The following is a 22,407-nucleotide window of genomic DNA, read 5'->3' on the forward strand; positions in this document are numbered from 1 at the left end:
TAGCGCTTTATACCTGTATTTATGATTGTTTAAGATATCTAATTATCCCATAATTAACTTTAACTAAAAAAAATATGTTATGGAAGCACAAAGAATCAGGGCTGTAATCCCCTAATTTGTTATAAAAGTGATTTTTCAACAATCAATCCCTGAAACAACTTGGATAAGGTACCTAAATAAGATTGATTTACGATCCAATTGAAAAGCCGTTGGTCTATAATCTATTCGATTGGGAGTTTTTCATGACCGAAACAAACCAACTGAGCAGCGCTATTGCTCCAAATAAAAAGCTCAGGGCATAAAACAACACATTATAACTTACTATATAATAGGTCTCCTCAACCTGAATGCTCAGTTTTTTTTGTTCAAAGCCTGGTACGAGCGACAGAACTGTAAATAGCAGAAACAAAATTCCTAAATAGAAGTGTGGGGTGTTGAGCTTGTTATTTTTCATCATCTGTTCTCTAACGCATCGTTTTTTTAGGAGTTGCTCTTTTATAACCCAAAACCTGCATGCCCGATGGCGAGATTTCCAAAATTGAAAAACTGCTGTTTTCAGGCCCACTACCATCTACCATGGCCAACTGTGTGGCATAATGAATTCCTCCAATCTGCTCAAACCTTTCCTCGTGCACATGCCCATGAAAGGCAGCCATTACTTTTCCACTGGACTGCATAATCTCCTGTATTTCCTGATAATTCCTTACATGCATCCTGCTTTCCCCATGCCAATATTCAAAAAGGGGATGATGGCAAAAAACCAGTGTGGGTAAGGAGGTGGATGCCAAATCTTTTCTTAACCATTCCATCTCCGCTTCAGGGATATTGGCATCCTGCCAGTTGGCCCCTTCTTTATAATAATGGTCTCTCCCATCCTGATGATAATTGGCATCCAACACCACAAAATGAACACCCTTTTGATCAAAGGAATAATAACTCTTATCCTTTGGTATTCCTGTATTGATTATATTTTGGAGAAACTGCCCTTTCCTTATGCTATCGACGTCATGATTTCCCAGGCAGTGATAGCGGGGACCTTTAAAACCTGCATAAACTTCCTCCAAATCCCTCAAAAACCTTAAGGTATCTTCTTCCTTTTGCTGCTCATCCTGATCTTTGAAATCTCCCAAGTGAAGGATAAAATCCACTTTTTCCCGGTTCATTTCATGGATAAACTCCTTCATCTTATCCAGGGATTCCCGATAATACCGCGTTCCCCTACTATCTGCCTCAGCATAATGGGAATCGGTCACCAAGCCTACCCTGATCTTCTCTTTTCCTAAATCAGAAATGAAGGAAGACAGGCAAATTCCTCCACCAAAGAGCGCAGACAATTTCAAAAATTTCCGCCTATCGATCCTATATATTGCTTCTTTCATTTAATGTCTGTTGTCTCCATTCTAGTATCTAATAAATCCGGTACAAATCATCCGCGGCTTGCAACAGTTTTCTTTTTAGACTCGGCTTTACATCGGGATTTTCTGCCAGGTAACTTTTCAATATTTCATAGGCCTCCTCCGAACTGTACTGCCCAATGCTACTGCTCAGCCAGGCCTTGGGGAAGAAGATATCCCCGGTTCTTTGCACCTCCTCCAGCAGATCCAAGTACATGCCCAGGTGCTTTATCCCCGTGTCTTGCCGCAAGGGATGGTTTAGATAGGTCAAAGCAGTGGCTACCCAGGCTTCCTTTTCACGGTTTGCAGCCTCTTTGAAACTAACGGCCATTTGATCTCTTCTAGACTCGTCCGATGAAATTGCCGGCAAGAGAAATTCAAACCGGTCCTTTTCATCGGGATTGCTGATGGCCTCTCGGGTAACAGCAATGATATCGGGCGCTTTGGGATGCTCAAATAGTATCAATTTCATCGCCATGGCCGTAAAATCATCTTCATTCAAGCGTAAAGTAGGAATGCTTTCCTTTTTGCTCCAAATTAGATAAAGCCGTTCCCTGGCATCTTCTGTATAAGCCAGAGAAGAATATAAACCAAAAAGTGCCTTTTTACTATTGGGACCCACTTCCTGCTGAAGTCTTTCATAAAGCAGCTTTACCAGTTCATCATGGAAGCGGTCTCTTTGTTCTTGTGTGAGGTAAGTCCAAAACAGGTGGCTGCTTTGCCCGGTTATAAGTCGGACGATCAAGTCATCTTCCTCCAAAGCCAAACCACTTTTGAGCATCTCCAAAGTGGCCAATGGTTCCAGCTTGCCTGCCAAAGTATTCTCATACACATTGATATAGGCTTGCGCCCGGGCTAAATCATCTTCCAGTTCAGGTACCACCTCCAAATCTTTTTCTTGGACGGGAAAAACACCATAGCCAAAACCATTGGAATTGTAGATAATGCTCTTGGGCTCCGCAAGGTCTATTGCCTGTTCCATACTTATTTCTGGTTCGTTCATATCCACGGTGAATACCTGAGTAGCTTCCTCATAAACCAATGCCACTTCAAACATCTGTGGCCAAAAATTATTGCTGCCATCTTCGGCTTCCTGTAGAATTTTAAAGGATTCGATCAGTCCCTGATCATTGTAGCTGATTTCATCTTTAATCACTGGCCGGCCGGCCTGATTCACCCAAACTTCACTCCACTTCTTCAGGTCCACATTGGTTTCCTTATCCAAAATCCCCACCAAATCAGCCCATGTCGCATTGCTGTATTGGAAGGTCTGCATATATTCCTGAATGCCTTTTTGGAAAGCTTCCTTGCCCATGACCGCCTCCAATTGCCGCATCATAATCGGCGCCTTATGGTAAATGATATTCCCGTATAGGGTTCCTGAATATTGGAGGTTATCCAAAGGCTGTTTAATTGGGTTGCTGCCTTGTGTCCTGTCTTCTCCATAAGCAGCAGGATAGTGGCTCACCAAAAACAGCAAATCATGGTTGATGTCAGGAAAAGAAGGATTGACAATTTTATCGGCCATGAAGTTGGCAAAGACCTCTTTCAGCCAAACATCCTCAAACCAATTCATGGTCACCAAATCCCCAAACCACATATGGGCCGTTTCATGGGCAATCAGTTTGGCGCGGCCCAAAAGCTGGTTGTCTGTGGCCGTGCTGTCCAAAAACAAACTGGGCTCCTTGTACTGTATGGCCCCAACATGCTCCATTCCCCCATATTGGAAAATAGGAATAGCGGCAAAATCCATCTTTTGGAAAGGGAAGGGAAAAGCGGTATAATCTTCCAGAAAGTCGATCGACTCCTGGTGCAGCTTGAAAATCTCAGGAATACTTGGTTCCGCCTTTGCCTTGGAAGTTTCCCGATAAAACAGCTCCATCTCAAAACTGCCGGGATTTACCTTGGCCGTTTGAAACTTGCCTGCCACAAAGGAAAAGAGGTATGTACTCATCTTGTCCGTTACTCCGAATTGATGAACTATGGCATCTCCCACTTCCCTTTTGCTTAGTACTGGGGCCCCGCACATCACCTGCCAATCCTTGGGGGCTGTAATGGTGAGTTGGTATTTTGCCTTGATATCCGGTTGGTCAAAGCAGGGAAAAAGGGAACGCGCCCGGTCGGGCACCAGCAAGGTATACAGATACTCTTCGTTTCGGTTAAGGGAGTTTTCTCCTGCTATAAAATCAACCTGAACCTGATTTTTCCCCTCCATCAGCTTTTCTCTAGGAATCCTGATGTGTTCCAATTCATGCGCTATACCGATGGAGTCACCATTTACCGACAAAGCCAACAGCTTGTCAGAACCATCACTAAAATCCAAATAAAGGTCTGCATCCCTGCTTTTCAGCTGAAAACTCAAGTCCAGTGAAGCAGGAATGTTCTCGGATTTATGGATGGGTATATCAAAACTCAAGGCATACTTTACCTCACTGACCCTTTCCTTTCGGAAGTCAGCCAAGGTCTTGGAAACTCCATCTTCCAAGGGAATACTTTTCTTTTGTGGGGCACAGGCCATAAATACAGTCATCACTGCTCCAGCAAGGAGCAAGTTGGACAAATACCGCTTCATAAAAATAGGCTAAAGTTAGATTTGGATCATTCCATCCCGAACTTATGGAATTCTGATAACTTTTTGCCCAATATTAACCAAAAAGCTGCCTTACTAATCTGCAAGCACAAATATTTTCCAATTGAGCATCTTTCGATTGAAGGTTTAAAAATTGGAAGGTTTTAAAGTTTAGTACAAACAAAGTTTCCTCAATTTTAACCTAATCTTTTTTCCTCCCGGTCACCCCGGTGGCACAGCCAAAGAAATAGCGTTGATAGCTTACCTCCAGACCTTCCTCCTGAAGATAGCCCATCAATTCCCTACAGTTCTGGAACTGCTCGCAATACCTGCCCAACATCCGGTAATCTGCACTGTTTCCATTAAAAAGCCTACCGATAATAGGAATAACAAACTTCAGATAAAACATATAGATACTCCCCAATATCCAACCGGTTGGTTTGGATATTTCTACTAATGAGAAAGTGCCTTTTGGTTTAAGAAGCCTGTAAATTTCCTTGGCCAGGATCTTATTTTGTTCCCTACTAAATGTTTTTACGCCAAAGGTGGAAATAATAAAATCCGCGGAAGCTGCTGGGAAGCCATTGTCCAATACATTGGCATTGACAATAGTGACATTTTCTGCTTTTAACCTTTTCTTGTTTACATCGGCTTTTTGGTTCATTGCATCCGATATATCCACTGCAAAAAGCTGAACCTTTCCCACTTTTTGTAATATCAGCTCCCATGATTCCCCCATCCCACTCATCAAATCATAGCCTACTTTCATTATTTTATTATCAGGCAAAGCTTTCACACACTGTCTCCTCCACCGTTCTGTAAAACCAAACGAACTCAGGTAGTTGGTCAGACCATAAGTTTTTGACATATTATCAAAAAGCTGCTTCACAAATTTGGGATCGTAAATGCTATCCTTGGTATCCAAAAAAGTAGTGATTTAAATGAGACATGAATATAAATAAAAATAGCCCCCGCATCCAGCAAGGGCTATTAGAAAGATTAATTTTGGCCAATATTCGGCCCTTCAGGGACGGAGATGAAATTGCAATTCTTTGTGCGATCTGCCTTCCTCTTTCGAATCGGGGCATTACAAATGCCCTTTATTTTGAATTCCGGATTACAAATCCGGAATAGCTACGTAGTGTAGGGTAGGAATTGCAAATTCCTACCAGCTTGGTTTAAAATCCCGAACCGCTCCGCTCAATACTCCCTACTCATGACTCAATGCTACCTCCTCATTCACCGGCGTATGTTTCATCAAATAATCGGTCAATAAAGTATACAGGTGTCTTCTCGTATTGGCTCCTTCATAGATCCCGTGAGAACGGTTGGGGTATGCCATCATGTCAAACTGTTTGTTCTGACGGATCAGTTCATTGACCAAAAGCTCCTGGCTCTGATAGTGCACATTATCATCTGCTGTACCATGGATCAACAACAAATTTCCTTCTAGGTCCTTTGCATAGGAAATCGGCGAGCCCTTAATAAAGTCTTCGTAATTTTCCTGGGGAAGGCCCATATAGCGTTCCTGATAGATATTGTCATAAATCAACTGCAAAGAAACCCCTGCTATGGCCATACCGGTCTGATAGATCTCTGGATATTTGAACAACAGGTTTTGGGTCATGGATCCTCCTCCACTCCAACCCCACACAGCCACTCTCTCCGGATCGATAAAACTGTATTCCTTCAAAACTTCTTTGGCTGCCATCGCCTGGTCATTGGCATTGATCACGCCCACCTTTCGGTAGATGCTTTTTCTCCATTCACTGCCTTTCAGGCAAGGTGTCCCCCGATTGTCCATATCAATGATCACATAGCCTTTTTGTGCCAACATGATGTTCCATAGGCCTACAAAGTTATCAGTGGATACCGCTCCCCACGGTTCCCCATAAACATGGAACAGCACCGGGTACTTTTTGGAAGCATCAAAATCCACCGGTTTGATCATCCTACCATCCATCACCACGCCTTCTTCCGTGGTGACTTTAAAAAATTCCACCTCAGGCAGTTCCAGGGCTGCGAGTTTTTCCTTATAGGCACAGTTATCCTCCAGTTTTCTTACTTCCTGATGTTTCGGCAGGTCCAGCAAAGCATAAGTATCGGGCGCCATGGCTTCCTGATGGGTATGAATGGCATACTTTCCGTTGGGAGCGCAATTGTACAGGTTGATGCCTTCAAATCCCCCTGGTGTCACCTTGCTGCTTTTTCCTTTTCCCTTGAGATCCACCTTGTACAGGTAACGCTGGGCTGTGTTTTCAGGTGAGGCATGATAGTAAATTTCTTTATCCGTGACACCGGCAATTGAAGCCACATCATATGCTGTGGGTGTCAACAAGGTCTTTTTGCCGGTTGAAATTTCCACCTTGTAGACATGCCGCCAGCCATCATTCTCGGTCATTCTAAGGAAGGCAGAATTATTGTCCACCAGTATGAGGTCATTTTCCTGCCAGCCTCCTGCCGATACATCCGGGTAATAAATGGCCACCCAAGTATCCTCTCTTTCAGAATAAACTTCCTTCAATTCTTTAGAACTAACATTATAAGCCCAAACAGTCAGTTTGTTCTGATGCCTGTTCAGCTGCTGGATCAATAAGGTTTCTTCATCCACCCATTGCATGCCGGGTAAATAGTTCTGCACGGATGAACCGGGAACAGGTACCCACTGGACGTTCTGCCCCTTGCTATCCACGAGGCCTATTTTTACTGCGGAAGGATCCTGGCCTACTTTGGGGTATTGCAGAGGAATGGGCTGTGAATACACCGAATCCGTATTATTGATCATATAGTAAGTGCCCACCTTCGAGATGTCAAAATTCCAAAAGGCGAGTTGCTCCCCAGAGGGACTCCACCGAAAACCATCCCTTGCTCCAAACTCCTCTTCGTACACCCAATCAAAAGTCCCATTAATGGTATCTTCACCATCACCCTTGGTCAGCCTGGTAACTTCCCCGGAGCCAAGGTCCTCCACATATAAATCAAAGTCATGTACATAAGCTGCCATACTTTGATCTTCAGAAAATTTTGCAAACATCAAAGAAGATGATGGAAACTGTCTTCCCAGCTGCTGAAGGGCGGAGCTTTCCAGATCCAGCACCCAATAGTCCCCTTTGGTGTTGGCACGCCAAACACGCGAGGAATTGGTAAAGATCAGCATTTTGCTCTTATCAGGGGAAAAGCTAAAGCTCTCTACACCGATGGATTCGTTTTGACCGGAAGGAATCAGCTGATGTGCCTTTACCAAAAGGCTCTTTTCTCCACTTGCTGTTTGAAATTTAGCAATTTGGATCTGACCTTCTTCATTCCTCTCCACAATGGCATAGGCTTCGCCATCATCCACCCACTGCATCGCTGGTAAGCCAGACTGTTGGAATTCTCCCGAATAGATCCGGTCCAATGTCAATGGTGTTTTCTGTGCAACGGACAAAAGCGGCAGGACAAGTATTGCCCAAGTTGTGATCAAAAGTCTCTTTTTCATTTATAATATTTTGATAATGGTTAAAAAGGCAAAACAGGCCATTTCTAAAAATAACCAATAAAAAAGAAGATTCCAGATGATCTTTTCTTCAGATCAAAACTGGTCAATACTGTATAATAGATGGGTAATATGGTCTTAGCCTCCTGCGAAAAAAGAACGCATCTTCCCCCTAAAATCAGGATCAAAATATCTTAAAAGGCATCCCTTAAGGCAGGTGCTCCTCTCTCCAATTTTGATAGTAACTGGATGTTTGGGCATGTTTAGCCACTATAAATCATAAGGAACCTTCTATTTTTTAACCACAGATGGATAGAGATAAACACAGATGTGGTTATCAGTTCATTAAAAATCTGTGTGCTTCCTTTATAGCAACTAGGCAAGTCTTTGCTTTAGAAAAACCTTATATTGACAAGAATAGATAAGCATTACACCTGAATGACCTGCCCCCCAAGAATTAGGACGTGATCTAAAAACAGGTTGTTTGGAAACGGAGACATCCACCTTAGAAAAATGGTGGTCCCATCTTGGCATATGTTGGCTATTTCAAATGCCATACCCGCGTACCAGAGGTAGATTTTATATGATTTATTACGACATAATTAATTAGCCGTATATTCAAAAAATCATTTACTTAACTTTTCCAGCAAAGTCTCATCTTCCCTCAAAAGAGTGTTCAAACTGTGGGAAATGCGGAGCAGTTTAGTCTTGTTATCCTCGTAATTGTCCAATGCTTCATCCAGTCCCTCGAACATTTCGTCGGGAAGTTTTTCCATGAACTTGTGTATATCCGAATTAATTTCTTCTCTATCCATACCTGCAAATTTAAGCATTTTATAGTAAAATAGAAGCGGCAACTTTCCTATTTGGAATAGTTAACAAAATATTATAATAGAGATAACCTTTATAACGGTTATTAAAGACACAAAAATAACAAAATATTAAAATTAACTATTTTTAAACTTTTACAATCCTTTATTAAAAACAATATAACTATACAGGTTTTTTGTAGAACTTACAATTTAAAAATTCTATATTTTTATGAATACGATACATTTTTTGAGTTATTTCCACTTTGCCTTCAAGCTAATCTTGAGCCATAGAAACGAAGAAAAAATATGCCCAAAATCCACGGGTCGAAATAAAATTTTATTTCGTATTTTTCTTTTGAAGGCTTTAAAACATGCCATGCTCATTGGGCATATCCTTGGGAACTGCTTGGCTCATGTCCCAAAGCTCTACAATCTTTCCTTCTTCAAAGCGGAGAATATGCATCACGGCCCAGCCTAAATCTTCTGCGTTTTGCCGAAAATGGGAATGGACTGCCACCAAGTCTCCATCTTCAAGTGTCCTTAGAACTTTGAAAATCTTGTCGGGCATTTCCCGGTCGTTTTCTTCCATGGCGAGCATCAGCGTTTCTGGATCCCCTTTATAATAAACATTGTGATGTTTGAAGTTCTTGGTAGCGACATACTGCTTAAAGGCCACTCTTGAATCGCCATTTGCACATTTTTCCAGAAAATCCTGGGCAATTTGTCTTTTGGTGTTTGGGTTCATAGGATGGATTAGGTTTATTCTTCAAATTCGGTTTGAAGTAATATAGTCAAAATGGTTTAAATTGATATTCAGTGGATTTATAAAGGGAGTGTGTGACAGTGTTTGATCCTACGTAATTTGCTTGTCACTGCAGCTGAGCTGCGGGACAACCTCAGTTGAACCTGAGGTCTGGCACGACTCAGGCGGGCCTGCTTGTATCAGACAAGCTCAATTTTAATCGAACTATCCTCCTAAGGCTGACCTGCACAACTAATTAAAACCCTTATATCCAATATATTATACCGAAATTCAATAGTAGTAAGGCATAAGTATAAAGCCCACCTCCTTGAGAACATGCAATCTCATATCAAACCAAAGAAATTTCTTCTTGGGCACTTCGACAAGCTCAGTGTCCCCGACAAGCTCAGTTTCCCTAAAAGTACACCGGCTCCATTTTACTTAAATACGCTGTAAACGAGGCCAATGAGGTTTCCAACCAATCATTTCCTTTCACAAAATTTAAAAGAAGAAAAAAAGCTGCCCCACCGGGACAGCTTCGGACTATCATTTATAAACATCCTGTGGGTAACGCTGCACATGCAAACTGTTATATCCTCCGACTATCCCCACCAAGGTCACCGTACCACTTGGAAGCACCTGCTGGCCAAATCCTGACCACTCATAGGTAAATACCCGGCCCACTTTTCCACCAGCATCTTCGATTAACCTGGATCCATTCCAAACATTTTCCCCGTTGGCCACCTGAAATTTGACCCGCTCTAGCATTACCTTTTTGCCCTGGTATTTTCCAGAGGCCAATTCTTCCAATGTGATGGTTTCTGGCTGGACATATACATTCTCGGCCAGCTTAATCCCCAGCCTATCTATCAGCCCAGTCATGGCCAATTGCTCATTAATTATCGCCCCGTTAGCATTTCTAAGATTAAGCAATACCTTGTCCCCCTGTTTCAGCAATCTTTCAGCATAAAAAACCAGCATAATACCTCCCGTTTCATCCTGGATATACACGGTCTTCTCATTCACCACATTTTGGTGTGAGGTAACGACTCCTTGAATATAATAATCCTCCGGTAGGTACCAATCCCCTTCATGCTCTTCAAACTTTGCTTTCAACGCTGCTATGTCGTGGATAAGCTCCGGGGCAACCGTATCATCTTCTTTGATCCTTACCGTTAAATCAGCCTGATCATTGATTTCCAATCCCTCACTGACTGTCATAATTTTAAAATTTACCTCAAAATCCCCTTCTAAGAGCTGGTCATTTATAGGAAGCAATTTTAGCTTAAGGTTTTCCAATCCCGGATATACATCCAAGGACAGTTCGTTGAACACTGCTAGAGGTTCTGTGGTGAAATCCTTACCGTAGCTAAATCCATTGCTGGCTGAAAACCGGATATCTACTCGTGCGCTTTGCTTTACATTTCCTGAAATGGGCAGTAATATTTCTACTCCAGCTATCTCATCTTCCAAGAGCTCGATCTCTTTGCTTTCAAAGCCAATTTTCGCCGGCTCATTTCCGGGGTTCTCCCCGTCCATTTGAACGATGGATAGATCAAAGTTTTTTTGGCTACCAATTATCAGCTTGGAAGAGGACTCCAAAATCGTAAACCTGCTCACTTTTGTGCCCAACTGATCTGGCCTTTCCAATGGTTGTATAGAAAAGGTTGCCTTCTTTTCCCCTTTTAGCACCTGCATATCGATCACTTCATTAACTGAAGCAGGCTCCGTGACAAAATGCTCTCCATAAATGGCTTCTCCGGAAAACTTGATCCTGAAATGCCCATTTTCCACCGCAGGTTTATCAAAGTTCACCGTGATTTCCTGCCTCGCATCTGTACTTAAAATGACTTTGGAAGTAAGCGAAAAATTCAGCTCACTTGTTACTTGCTCCCCTGAAGGTTGATCATCCATATCAGTACATCCCAATACCAAAGCGATGATCGGTAATAAAATTAATGTTTTTTCCATATAGCTGTAATTAGCGTGTTTACAAGGAGCATACTAAAACAAATGCCAAATTATAAACCTTCCAAAAACCACTAATTTACAAGCATTTACCTATCGTCATTGTACAAAAACGAACAGGAAATTCTCAAAACCGTTCGCTTTCAAACAAGCAAAAAAAAGCACCAAATCCTAGGATGATTTGGTGCTGAAAAGGCTCTCGTTCCCTTGTTTACTTTTTAATCCCCTCCTTCTCTTTTGAGTGCTGGCATATTTTTTCCCAATGGGTTTCCATCAGTATCTATTTCTATGATCTCCTCAAAACCCAAAGCCTCCAGTTTATCCATGATTTTCGCTTTGTCCCCCACCACAAACCAATTGACATTTTCAGGCTTGACCACTTCGTCGCTGACTTTCTTTACCTCTGACAGCGTCAGGTTCCGTACATTAGCGTCATATTGTTGAAAATAGTCATCCGGCAAATTGTATTTGACCATATTATATAGCGAGCCATTGACCGAAGCATTGGTCTCCCATTGACCGGGCAAGCCTAACACCTGGTTGTTTTTTACCTTTTCCAGTTCCTCCTCCGTGGCCGGCCGGGAAGTCACAAATTCGGTAAGCTCCTTTTTTAACTCTTGGATAGATTCCGCAGATTTGTCGGTCTGCACCGGTGCATAGACCAAAAACGGCCGCTCATGCTCTGCATTTAAGACCAATCCAAAGGCACCATAGGCCCAGTGCTTGTCTTCCCTCAGGTTCATGTTGATCCGGGAAGTGAATTCGCCGCCCAAAATATTGATCATTTGCTCACGGGCTATTTCAGAAATCTCTCCATACTTATTGATCAGGTTTCCTGCGATAATGACCGATTGCTGCGACTCAGGCCGATCCATCAAATACAAGGTATTTTTCTTATCCGTCTTGGGCTTGTTAAAAGCAATTTCTGGAATATCCCCTTTTTCCCATGTTTGAAAGGCCCCTTCCAGCTTGGCTTTTAACGCTTCCATTTCCACGTCACCGGTGATGACCAAAGTAGCATTATTCGGACGAAGCCAGGTTTTGTAAAAATTGACCATGTCCTCTCTGGTCAGTTGTTCTACCGTGCTTTCATAACCTGTGCCGGTGTAGGGATTGCTATAAGGATGGTTTTCACCGTATAAAAACTTGTTCATCACCCTCAAGGCCATAGGGACCGGCTGAGATTTTTCACGTTTGATATCGTTGAGCTGCTCTTGTTTCAAGCGCTCAAATTCCTTTTGATCAAATGCAGGATACAATACCACATTGGCAAATAAGTCCAAACTGGCGCTTAGGGTGGGCTTCAGGGTGCTCATACTCACACTGGAAATATCAGTATCAGAGCCCGTATTCAGGCTGGCCCCCAGCAACTGCAGCTGCTCACTGATTTCCAGACTGCTCATCCCCCGGGTACCCTCATCCAACAGATCCATAGCCAATGCGGCCGTCCCTGGTTTGGAGAGATGGTCGGTTTTATAGCCTGCGTCAAACATCAGGTTCATGGCTATGGTAGGTACTCCTGCTCTTTTGGCCAAAATGATCTTCATGCCATTGGACAGTTTCGCTTTTTCCAATTCAGGGAATTTCGAGGTCTTGGGTTCACCCAAAGGTGGTAATGAAGAGCGGTCCACTTTTCCTTCACTGACCGAATAATCCGGAAACGGATTACACACCAACACATGCTTGCCTTGCATCAACCATTCCCTGGCGGTAGCCTGTACCTCTCCGGGACTTGCTTCTTCCACATACTGTAAGACCGTTTTATAATAGGAAGCATCACCAAAATAAGTTTCGTTGGAGGCCAGGATATCCGATATTCCACCAAAACCTCCTATCCGCTCCATTCCTTTGATAAAATTGGCAAAATAGGCCGCCTTGACCCTTTTCAATTCCTCCTCGCTGGGACCTTCCTCGATCAGGCGGTTGACTTCTTCCAGCATTGCCTTGCGCACTTCCTGAACATCTTCCCCCGGTTTGACATTGGCATAAGTAATGAACCTGCTGGCGATCTCCGATGAGGCCTGAAAAGCTTGCACCTGACTGGCAATCTGCTCATCGTATACCAAGCGCTTATAAAGTCTGCTGCTTTTCCCACTGCTTAGCAAGGCAGCAATCAAGTCAAAATGGATGTCCTGCTTGTCTCCAAATTGGGGGGTATTCCAACAAAACAGTATCCTACTTTCCGGTACCCGGTCTTCATACACCTGATAGGAATCCCGAAAATGCACGGGGATATTTACCTCCTGCCGTTCCACGGTGGGCCCAGCCGGGATATCACCAAAGTATTTTAATACCCGTTGGTACACATCATCAGGTTCAATGTCTCCCGCAATTGCAATGACCGCATTGGCCGCCCCGTAATAAGACTTGAACCATTCATGCACATCTTCCACCGTAGCGGCATTTAAATCTTCCATTTCACCGATCACCGTCCAGGAATAGGGATGGCCCTTTGGATACATGGCTTTGGTCAGGTAGTTCCATTGCTGGCCATAGGGCTTGTTTTCCCCTTGTCGCTTTTCATTTTGCACTACTCCCCGCTGTTCATCCAGAACCTCCTGATCGATCACCCCCAGCAGGTGGCCCATACGGTCGGACTCCAGAAAAAGGACCTGATCCAATGCCGATACAGGAACATTCTGGAAATAATTGGTACGATCCGTATTCGTGGTCCCATTTACATCCGTACCACCTATCCTTTCGATGGCCTGAAAATAATCATCATCAAAATTCTCGGAGCCATTGAACATCAAATGCTCAAAGAGGTGGGCAAATCCGCTCTTACCTAATTTCTCATTTTTGGACCCAACATGGTACCATACATTGACAGCCACAATGGGAGCCTTATGGTCTTCATGTACCAAAAGCTTTAATCCGTTTGGTAAAACGTACCGTTCGTACTCAATTTTAATTTCATCGGCTCTAAAGGTTTGTGCAGCAGTGCTGATGATAAAGCCAATTAAAAGCAATAGGGATAAAATTGATTTTTTCATTACATAGAAAAGGTTAAGGTTATCACTGGCATAGGTGTATTCAATATAAAAATAAGCCGCTTGAAATCAGACTTTTAAATGAAATAATTGGTTTTGCGTTCTATGCTGCCAGAAAGGAATAGTATCCTAAAAGTATGGCCGATATGCGCAGATTTTTAGTTAATTATTTTGGTGAAATTGGGCCATGCTTTAGAAAATAGACTAAAGCTGACAGGTTTATGACGGGAAAGGCACTAGATATTTCCATAACCCACAAAATGTAATTACAAGCAAACCGTTTGGTTAGTTCTAATTTTAAAAAATACTCCTTAAAATCCTCGTGACAAAAATGCCCCTATCCTGATTTGACTATGTCTTGCTGAACTGCACATAAATCTTTAAATTAATAGTCTATCAAAACACTTCCAGCATATGGACAGTTAACAGTACCCAATACTTTTTATTCAAACAACCAATAAAAACGATTAAAAATGGAACATAAGCATTCAAGCTCATCCAATGGAAATGGTAAATGCCCTTTTATGGGCGCGGCACCTAAAGATGCTGCTGGAGGAGGCAGTAGAAACCGGGATTGGTGGCCAAATCAATTGCCCGTAAACATTCTACGCCAGCATTCCTCCTTATCCAATCCTATGGGTGAAGATTTTAACTATGCCGAGGCCTTCAAGAGTATTGATTATGAAGGCCTGAAAAAAGACCTTCACGCACTGATGACTGATTCACAGGATTGGTGGCCTGCAGATTTCGGACATTATGGTGGCCTGTTTATCCGAATGGCTTGGCATAGTGCAGGAACTTACCGAATCGGCGACGGTCGCGGTGGCGCAGGTGCTGGACAACAGCGGTTTGCGCCCCTAAACAGCTGGCCGGACAATGCCAGTCTCGATAAAGCCAGAAGGTTGCTTTGGCCCATCAAGCAGAAATATGGGAAAAAAATCTCATGGTCGGATTTGATGGTCCTGGCTGGAAATGTGGCATTGGAATCCATGGGCTTTAAAACGTTCGGATTTGCAGGAGGCCGAGAGGACACTTGGGAGCCTGAAGAAGATGTTTATTGGGGCTCTGAAACCAAATGGTTGGAAGACAAACGGTATTCTGGGGAAAGGGATTTGGAGGACCCTTTGGCTGCTGTGGTCATGGGCTTGATTTATGTGGATCCAGAAGGGCCGAATGGCAATGGCGATCCGGTCTCTGCTGCAGTGGACATTCGGGAAACCTTTAAACGCATGGCCATGAATGATGAGGAGACCGTTGCCCTGATTGCCGGCGGCCACACTTTTGGGAAAACCCACGGTGCTGCCGATCCAGGAAAATACATAGGGCCTGAGCCGGAAGCTTCCCCCATAGAAGAACAAGGCTTTGGCTGGAAAAACAGTTTTGGATCGGGTGCAGGACCTGATGCCATCACCGGCGGACCGGAAGTTACCTGGTCACAAAGCCCTACCCAATGGAGTAACAATTTCTTCGATAACCTTTTCAAGTATGAATGGGAGCTCACCAGAAGTCCTGCCGGAGCCAAGCAGTGGGTGGCAAAAGATGCGGAAGCAACCGTTCCTGATGCTTTTGACCCTTCCAAAAAGCACAAGCCCACCATGCTCACCACGGACCTTTCTTTACGTTTTGATCCGGAATACGAGAAAATCTCCCGCAGATTCTACGAAAATCCGGATGAGTTTGCGGATGCCTTTTCCCGTGCATGGTACAAATTGACGCATAGGGATATGGGACCAAAAGAGCGCTATTTGGGACCAGAGGTTCCAGAAGAGGAATTGCTATGGCAAGATCCTATTCCTTCTGTGGACCATAAACTAATCGACAAACAGGATATCGCTGCCCTAAAAACCAAAATATTGTCATCAGGCCTATCGATACCCCAACTGGTTTCCACCGCCTGGGCTTCAGCCTCTACTTTCCGTGGATCGGACAAAAGGGGTGGCGCCAATGGTGCCAGAATCCGTTTGGAACCTATGAAGGACTGGGAAGTGAACAATCCGGCACAATTGTCAAAAGTGCTTGAGGCACTCGGAAAAATCCAAAAAGAATTCAACAATAATGCCTCGGGAGGTAAGAAAGTCTCTCTGGCCGATCTGATCGTTCTGGCCGGATGTGCGGGTGTGGAAAAAGCAGTTAAAGATGGGGGGCATGCTATTCAGGTTCCTTTTACTCCGGGAAGGATGGATGCTTCACAGGAGCAAACCGACATTGAGGCTTTTGCTTATCTGGAGCCGCATGCTGATGGCTTTAGGAACTACCGAAAAACCAAATTCCCAGTTTCTACGGAAGAGCTGCTTATAGACAAAGCCCAGCTATTGACGTTGACGGCTCCTGAATTGACTGTACTTATCGGCGGTTTGCGTGTGCTGAACACCAATTTTGACGGCTCCAAACACGGGGTTTTCACAGATAAGCCGGAGGTACTGACCAATGATTTCTTTGTGAACCTGCTGGACATGGCCACCGTTTGGAAACCCGTATCAGAAGATCAGGAGTTATTTGAAGGCACCGATCGTAAATCTGGTGAGAAAAAATGGACCGGCAGTAGGGCTGACTTGATTTTCGGCTCCAATTCCGAGTTGCGGGCCCATGCAGAGGTTTATGCCTGCGCTGATGCCAAGGAAAAATTCGTCAAGGATTTTGTTGCCGCCTGGGATAAAGTCATGAACCTGGATCGCTTTGATTTAGCTTAATATATGCTTTAGTGCTTTTAAAAGGAAAAGGTGACTCGGTAAGGTCACCTTTTCCTTTTCTCTAATATTCCTGGACTAAGATCTCAGTAGGAATTTCCAAAGATTTACTCAATTTTCTGATCATAGATAAAGATAGTTTACGTTTCCCGTTCAATATTTCGCTCACCCTGCTTTTGAAGCCAAGCATTTATCTAATCATATTCAGCATGGGTTCCCACAAAACGGACCCAACATATTTGGTAATCAAAGTTTATTTTTACAATCAATCGATAATGGTTGCCCTTAATATTAAATTTGGTTGTCAACTGCTTTCTGTCAACGGTCGACAGTGGACAGTGAACCGTGGACAATTCGACAATTGCGATGCTGTCCCGGGTTGGCAACCCGGGACCAACAAATAGGGGGGAATTACAAATTCCCCCCACTAATTATAAAAGTTCATCAACTATTTCTTTCCACGGTCGATGGTGGACTGTCTACAATAACTAATTATTCCTCCAAACTAACCAAATGGGATTTCCATTCCGATGGGATATCATTCATAGAGTAAACCTTGAGTTCCTCACTGTTTCCACTGATAGTTGCCCTTTCCAATGTTTCATTTAAATATTCTGTTTCCAGTTTATACATCGCTCCTGTAGCTGGATCAACGATTAACATTCCAATCAAGCCTCCAAATAGTATATTTCCAAAATACCATCCATCCAATTTATATTCTACCGGCACAGTTCTAGAATCGTAACCAAGCTCTTCAAACTTAACTTGGTATCGTGCTTTTGAGAAAAACCCATTACTTGATTTTAACTTAATAGTAGTTGGAGTTTTTCCGGTATAAATTTCAATTCCTTTTTTATCTGTTATTGATATTTTAGCTCCGACTGGTGTACTATCAATGTAAATAGGATAGCTACTTTTACTAACAATACTTGCACAACTCGATGTCATTAACATAGCACCTGCCAATGCCCACAGTGTAAATTTTCTTTTCATAATTTTTGTCTTAAAAATTTCTTTTTAATCTATTTCAAGTAGATGTCAGTATTTATTTACGTTTTCATACCGTTCATTACTTAAAATATTAGTTTTAGCTCGCAATACTACTTATTTAATTCATCTTAAAAAATACTCCTTATGGAGTATTTTACTACAAATAGGTAATTATACATTGATTTACTGTTACTTAAATGCAGCCATTTTATAGAAAAAAATTAGCTAACAACAATCTCTATTCACAGCTGATGCTGTCCCGGGTTGGCAACCCGGGACCAACAAATAGGGGAATTTGAAATTCCCCCACTAATTATAAATGTTCATCAACTAATTCTTACCACCGTCGACCATCGTCGGTGGACTGTCAACAAAATCACCTTGCTTTCATTTTCAGAATTTATCCCCTCCTTTTATAAAAATCCCCTTTATCCATTCCCCATTTAAATTTACCTTAGTGAGTTAAATAGAATACAAACCCAATTTTATACACATGAAGTTGATCAAATCATTGCTTTTTGCAGCTGCCACCTTCTGCAGCTTATCTGCCCAAGCACAGCTTTTCCCCCATGGGGACCAGTTCACCAGACAGGATACCCTCCGCGGAACCATTACTCCTGAAAGAGACTGGTGGGATCTGCAACACTATACTTTGGACATCAAGATAGCACCTGAAAAACAGTTTATCTCCGGCACCAATACCATGACCTATAAAGTCACCGGAGATGCCCATCCCCTGCAGATTGACCTGCAAGCTCCCATGCAACTGACCAAAGCTGTTCAGAATGGGGAAGAGCTGGAAATCCAACACGATGGCAACGCACACTATATCCACCTAAAAGCAGCACAAAAAATCGGTAAAAATAAAGAAATAACTTTTCACTTTTCCGGCAAACCAATAGTGGCCCAGCGGCCCCCATGGGATGGTGGACTGACCTGGAACAAAGACAGCAATGGACTGCCCTTTATTGCTAACGCTAACCAGGGAATCGGGTCCAGCGTCTGGTGGCCCAACAAAGACCATCCTTCTGATGAACCGGACAATGGGGCCATCATCAAGGTGGAAGTGCCCGAAAATCTCATGGATGTCTCCAACGGCCGATTGATCAAAACCGAGCGCAACCGCAAAGCAAAAACCAAAACCTACACCTGGGAAGTAAAAAACCCGATCAACAACTACGGCATCAATATCAACATTGGCGACTATGTCCATTTTTCGGAAAAATACCAAGGAGAAAAAGGTGAACTGGACATGGACTACTATGTACTCCGTGAAAACCTTGAAAAGGCCAAAGAGCAGTTTAAGGATGCCCGAAGGATGATGGAAGCTTTTGAGCATTGGTTTGGTCCCTATCCTTTTTATGAGGACGGCTATAAGCTGGTAGAGGTCCCTTATCTGGGTATGGAACACCAGAGTTCTGTGACCTATGGCAACCAATACGCCAATGGCTATCTGGGCAGAGACCTAAGTGGGACTGGTTGGGGCTTAAAATTTGATTTTATTATCATCCATGAATCAGGCCACGAGTGGTTTGCCAACAATATTACCAACAAGGATGTAGCGGATATGTGGGTGCATGAAGGATTCACCGCTTATTCTGAAAGCCTCTTTTTGGATTATTTTTATGGCAAAGAAGCAGCCAGCGATTATGTGCTTGGTACCCGAATGGCCATCAATAACGACCGGCCTGTCATCGGTACTTACGGAGTCAACTACGAAGGATCAGGTGACATGTACTACAAAGGGGCCAACCTCCTCCATACCATCCGTCAAATCATCAATGATGATGAAAAATGGCGAGAAATCCTCCGTGGTTTGAACAAGGAATTTTACCATCAAACCGTGACCACCAAACAGGTGGAAAATTATATCAGCGAAAAAGCAAGAAAAAACCTGGCTTCCGTTTTTGATCAATACCTCCGGGATACTAAAATCCCGCTCTTCAGCTATACGATCAAGGAAGGTATGCTGGCTTACCGCTGGGAAAATGCCGTGGGCCATTTTGATATGCCCCTAAAAGTCTGGATCAATGGACAGGAAAAATGGCTAAAGCCAACTACCCAATGGCAAATGCTTAAACTGGACACTTCCAATCACCAGCTTACGGTAGACCGTAATTTCTATGTGGGAAAAATGAATGTGATGGGGGAATAAACCATAGCCCTGTTTTAATTGCCTAATAGAGATTTGAGATTTGATAATCAGGGATTCGACCATCTGACCTTAAAAGGTAGGCCGAATCCCTATTATCAAATCATGAATACTCAAACATCAGCATAAAACCCGTCTAATTTATACGGATGATACTTTTCAGACAGCTTCGATAACTAATCCTTCCTGCCAATATTGGCAGTGAAGCTCACTCCTAATGTCACAGCATATCCAAGTCCTGCCACCACCATCACCCAGACAAATCCCAGCTCAATGGCTACTATGGTAGCTAGGGCCGTACTGATTACGGACAGGCAGCCGTTTACCGCCCAGGCCCAGGGGATAAGGCTTTCGTTCTTTTTGGAAACCAGAGAGAGTCCTAAGGGAAAAGGTAAGCCCATACAGACAGCCAAGGGGGCAACAAGGGCGCCTACCAAAATGACTTTCGTAAAAAGAGATAGTGACATGGTTATCGATAGAATTGAGGGCAAAAACACGGCATAAGCGGCTATCAACAGTATAATAATAAGCAGGGCCTTTTGCAGTATTTGCTGCCCAAAATGCCATTTTCCGGAAAGATAGCTCCCGATGCCCGAGAAAATCAAGATTGCAGAAATAGAAGCAGAAGCCGCATAAACAGGATGGCCAAAATAGAGCGTAAGCCGCTGGATAAGTACCATCTCCACAAACATATAGCCCAGCCCAATCCCGCTGAAATAGAAGAGCATCCATAATTGACCTCCACCTTTAAGGCCTAATTTTAACAAGGGTAAAAGGATCAGCACAAAGGCAAGCAAAGCAATCTGTACCAAAGTGATTACAATCAAAAGATAACCGACTTCCAAAAAGGGAAGTGAACGGTCTCCGAATAGAGAAGAGAGATGGTTTAAGCTCTTCCACTGCAGAAACTGGGAGAAGTAAGGCTTATTGTCAGTTGGAGGACGGATGTTAAAATCATATTCCTTGTAGAGGCCACTCCTATTGCCTACCAAAATCTGATCTACATAATTAAGCAAAGAACTGTCCTGTAGTTGATTATACTCCATCCTTTCACCCATGCTGATGCCTGGCAATATCAAGGGATCAAATAGCATCTCTTTACAGAATGACCTGATACTGTCTGCCTCTTCTGGAGTTAATGGCGTTTTCTTAACAGCATAAGTCACCGTACCCCAGCTTCTGACTGCGGCAATATGTGCGGAGATATCTTGAATTCCCTGATTTTCCAGCATCTGGCAGACAGTAGCCAACATTTTTAGTGGGTTCCGTAGGGGATAATCTATCCAACAGGTAATACTGATAACACCCTCAGCCGTAAGCCGGTCAAACATTTCGCTGAACCCTTGCACGGTAAGAAGATATTGTTCCATAGTTGCGTTCAGGCCATTTGTACCTCCAAAAGCTCCTGATATTGGAAGCTGGATCAGCTGGTAGTCCTTCGTGCTGCTGGCAATATAGGTTCTGCCATCGAACTGATGAAGCACTATTGCAGGATTCACCCGTCCTTCTCCCAATTGCTCACCCAGCATACTCACCATCACTTTATTGGGTTCGGCCAGCCAGATTTCACCTGCCCCGTTTTGGATAGCCTGAGGGACCTGAAAACCTGTTCCAGCATTCAAAATCAGTACTTTCTCCCTTTTCTGCATGACAAATGGCAACGCCATTGTGGTATGATCTAGAACATTAGCAAAATCTTCACTGTCAAAATCCACATAGGGACCAAACCAATCTCCATTGACAAAAACCACCTGCTGGATTTTGGGGGCCTGGGAGGCGGAAAGACTCAGACCCGGACCAAAACGAAGCACAGGCGAGGATACTACCTGTACCCATCCCTGTGGGCTGTTTTGCTCTTGCTCAATTTGAGCCTTGGGCAGCAGTAAGGTATGACTGATGCTTTTGAACTGTGAAAGGTGCAAGGGGATCGACCGTATAATGAATGCCATCATCAGAAGAAAAGTGGCGGCACTCGTTGCCATTAGAGAATATTGCTTTTTCTTGATTAGCATGGTACCGGCAATAAGTGTTAAAAGTGATACCAAAGCAGGGAGTGTTTCCGGCCGAAAGTGCGGGATTAAAAGAAGGATCATCATTCCTCCTAGTCCAGAACCAAAGAGATTGGCAAAATAAACCTTGCCAATACGATGGATATACTGGGTAAAGACCATCCCTATGCTCAGTGCTCCAAAAAAGAAAGGTAGAAAAAAAAGCAGGTAAGTTATGATCAATTTGCCCAAATGGCTGTAATCAGCAAACAGCAAATAGGAGTCAAAACGAAGGAAAGTAGCCTGAGAGATTCCTATGACGGTGGCCATACAGCCACCAGATATTAACATAAGTGCAGGGATTACTATTTGAAAACGCTGCAGTAACCACTGGCGAAACAGGGACAAGAAGGTTCCGGCAGCCCCAAATCCCAGCAAAGCCACCGAGATGACCATATAGGCGAAATGATGCCACTGCGTAATCGAAAGGATTTGCATCAATACCAACTGGAAAGCAATAATCGCCGCAGATAAAAGTCCGAGGGAAATCAGGATCAAATTGACATTGTAGGGCTTTGTCATTTTGTTTTCTTCAGTTTTTACGAAGCACTGGAGTGAATTCCTATTAACAAAAGAAGCT

General features: G+C 43.4%; 14 protein-coding genes. 2 read left to right on the plus strand and 12 right to left on the minus strand.

What is annotated here, in order from left to right; translation table 11 throughout:
* Positions 1–464: 464 nt before the first annotated feature.
* From ACYVAA_RS11440 to ACYVAA_RS11475, 8 genes are all read right to left on the minus strand, one after another.
* Positions 465–1,379, minus strand: coding sequence for a metallophosphoesterase family protein (locus tag ACYVAA_RS11440; protein WP_460541707.1), 915 nt, complete (start codon positions 1,377–1,379; stop codon positions 465–467).
* Between the two features lie 28 nt (positions 1,380–1,407).
* Positions 1,408–3,966, minus strand: coding sequence for a M1 family aminopeptidase (locus ACYVAA_RS11445; protein WP_460541709.1), 2,559 nt, complete (start codon positions 3,964–3,966; stop codon positions 1,408–1,410).
* Between the two features lie 199 nt (positions 3,967–4,165).
* On the minus strand, positions 4,166–4,888 hold the full coding sequence (locus tag ACYVAA_RS11450) for a class I SAM-dependent methyltransferase (RefSeq protein WP_460541713.1): 723 nt from the start codon (positions 4,886–4,888) through the stop codon (positions 4,166–4,168).
* Between the two features lie 285 nt (positions 4,889–5,173).
* Entirely contained in the window at positions 5,174–7,441 is a 2,268-nt protein-coding gene (locus tag ACYVAA_RS11455; protein WP_460541715.1) for a S9 family peptidase, read from the minus strand.
* 623 nt (positions 7,442–8,064) lie between these two features.
* Entirely contained in the window at positions 8,065–8,253 is a 189-nt protein-coding gene (locus tag ACYVAA_RS11460; protein ID WP_460541717.1) for a hypothetical protein, read from the minus strand.
* A 361-nt stretch (positions 8,254–8,614) separates the two neighbouring features.
* Positions 8,615–8,995, minus strand: a complete 381-nt coding sequence (locus ACYVAA_RS11465) for a nuclear transport factor 2 family protein (protein ID WP_460541719.1) — start codon at positions 8,993–8,995, stop codon at positions 8,615–8,617.
* 543 nt (positions 8,996–9,538) lie between these two features.
* Positions 9,539–10,963 carry a DUF5689 domain-containing protein gene (locus ACYVAA_RS11470; RefSeq protein WP_460541721.1) on the minus strand — a complete coding sequence of 475 codons (1,425 nt, stop codon included), beginning with the start codon at positions 10,961–10,963 and terminating at the stop codon, positions 9,539–9,541.
* Positions 10,964–11,178: 215 nt separating this feature from the next.
* Entirely contained in the window at positions 11,179–13,953 is a 2,775-nt protein-coding gene (locus ACYVAA_RS11475; protein WP_460541723.1) for a M16 family metallopeptidase, read from the minus strand.
* Between the two features lie 470 nt (positions 13,954–14,423).
* Between ACYVAA_RS11475 and katG the strand changes: the two genes are divergently transcribed.
* Positions 14,424–16,640 carry a catalase/peroxidase HPI gene (gene katG, locus ACYVAA_RS11480; RefSeq protein ID WP_460541725.1) on the plus strand — a complete coding sequence of 739 codons (2,217 nt, stop codon included), beginning with the start codon at positions 14,424–14,426 and terminating at the stop codon, positions 16,638–16,640.
* A 61-nt stretch (positions 16,641–16,701) separates the two neighbouring features.
* On the opposite strand, the gene ACYVAA_RS11485 is transcribed toward katG, so the two are convergent.
* The 3 genes from ACYVAA_RS11485 to ACYVAA_RS11495 all read right to left on the minus strand — a co-directional run bounded on the left by ACYVAA_RS11485 (position 16,702) and on the right by ACYVAA_RS11495 (position 17,630).
* Positions 16,702–16,827 carry a helix-turn-helix domain-containing protein gene (locus ACYVAA_RS11485; RefSeq protein WP_460541727.1) on the minus strand — a complete coding sequence of 42 codons (126 nt, stop codon included), beginning with the start codon at positions 16,825–16,827 and terminating at the stop codon, positions 16,702–16,704.
* Positions 16,828–16,831: 4 nt separating this feature from the next.
* Positions 16,832–17,065, minus strand: coding sequence for a type II toxin-antitoxin system HigB family toxin (locus ACYVAA_RS11490; protein WP_460541729.1), 234 nt, complete (start codon positions 17,063–17,065; stop codon positions 16,832–16,834).
* Positions 17,066–17,129: 64 nt separating this feature from the next.
* Positions 17,130–17,630 (minus strand): hypothetical protein, encoded by a 501-nt coding sequence (locus ACYVAA_RS11495; protein ID WP_460541731.1) that lies wholly within the window; start codon positions 17,628–17,630, stop codon positions 17,130–17,132.
* A gap of 490 nt (positions 17,631–18,120) precedes the next feature.
* Between ACYVAA_RS11495 and ACYVAA_RS11500 the strand changes: the two genes are divergently transcribed.
* Positions 18,121–19,782 (plus strand): M1 family metallopeptidase, encoded by a 1,662-nt coding sequence (locus tag ACYVAA_RS11500; RefSeq protein WP_460541734.1) that lies wholly within the window; start codon positions 18,121–18,123, stop codon positions 19,780–19,782.
* A gap of 173 nt (positions 19,783–19,955) precedes the next feature.
* Here ACYVAA_RS11500 and ACYVAA_RS11505 read toward each other — a convergent pair whose 3' ends face one another.
* Positions 19,956–22,349 carry a spermidine synthase family protein gene (locus ACYVAA_RS11505; protein ID WP_460541736.1) on the minus strand — a complete coding sequence of 798 codons (2,394 nt, stop codon included), beginning with the start codon at positions 22,347–22,349 and terminating at the stop codon, positions 19,956–19,958.
* Between the last annotated feature and the right edge of the window lie 58 nt (positions 22,350–22,407).

The sequence above is a fragment of the Echinicola sediminis genome, from assembly GCF_054777495.1.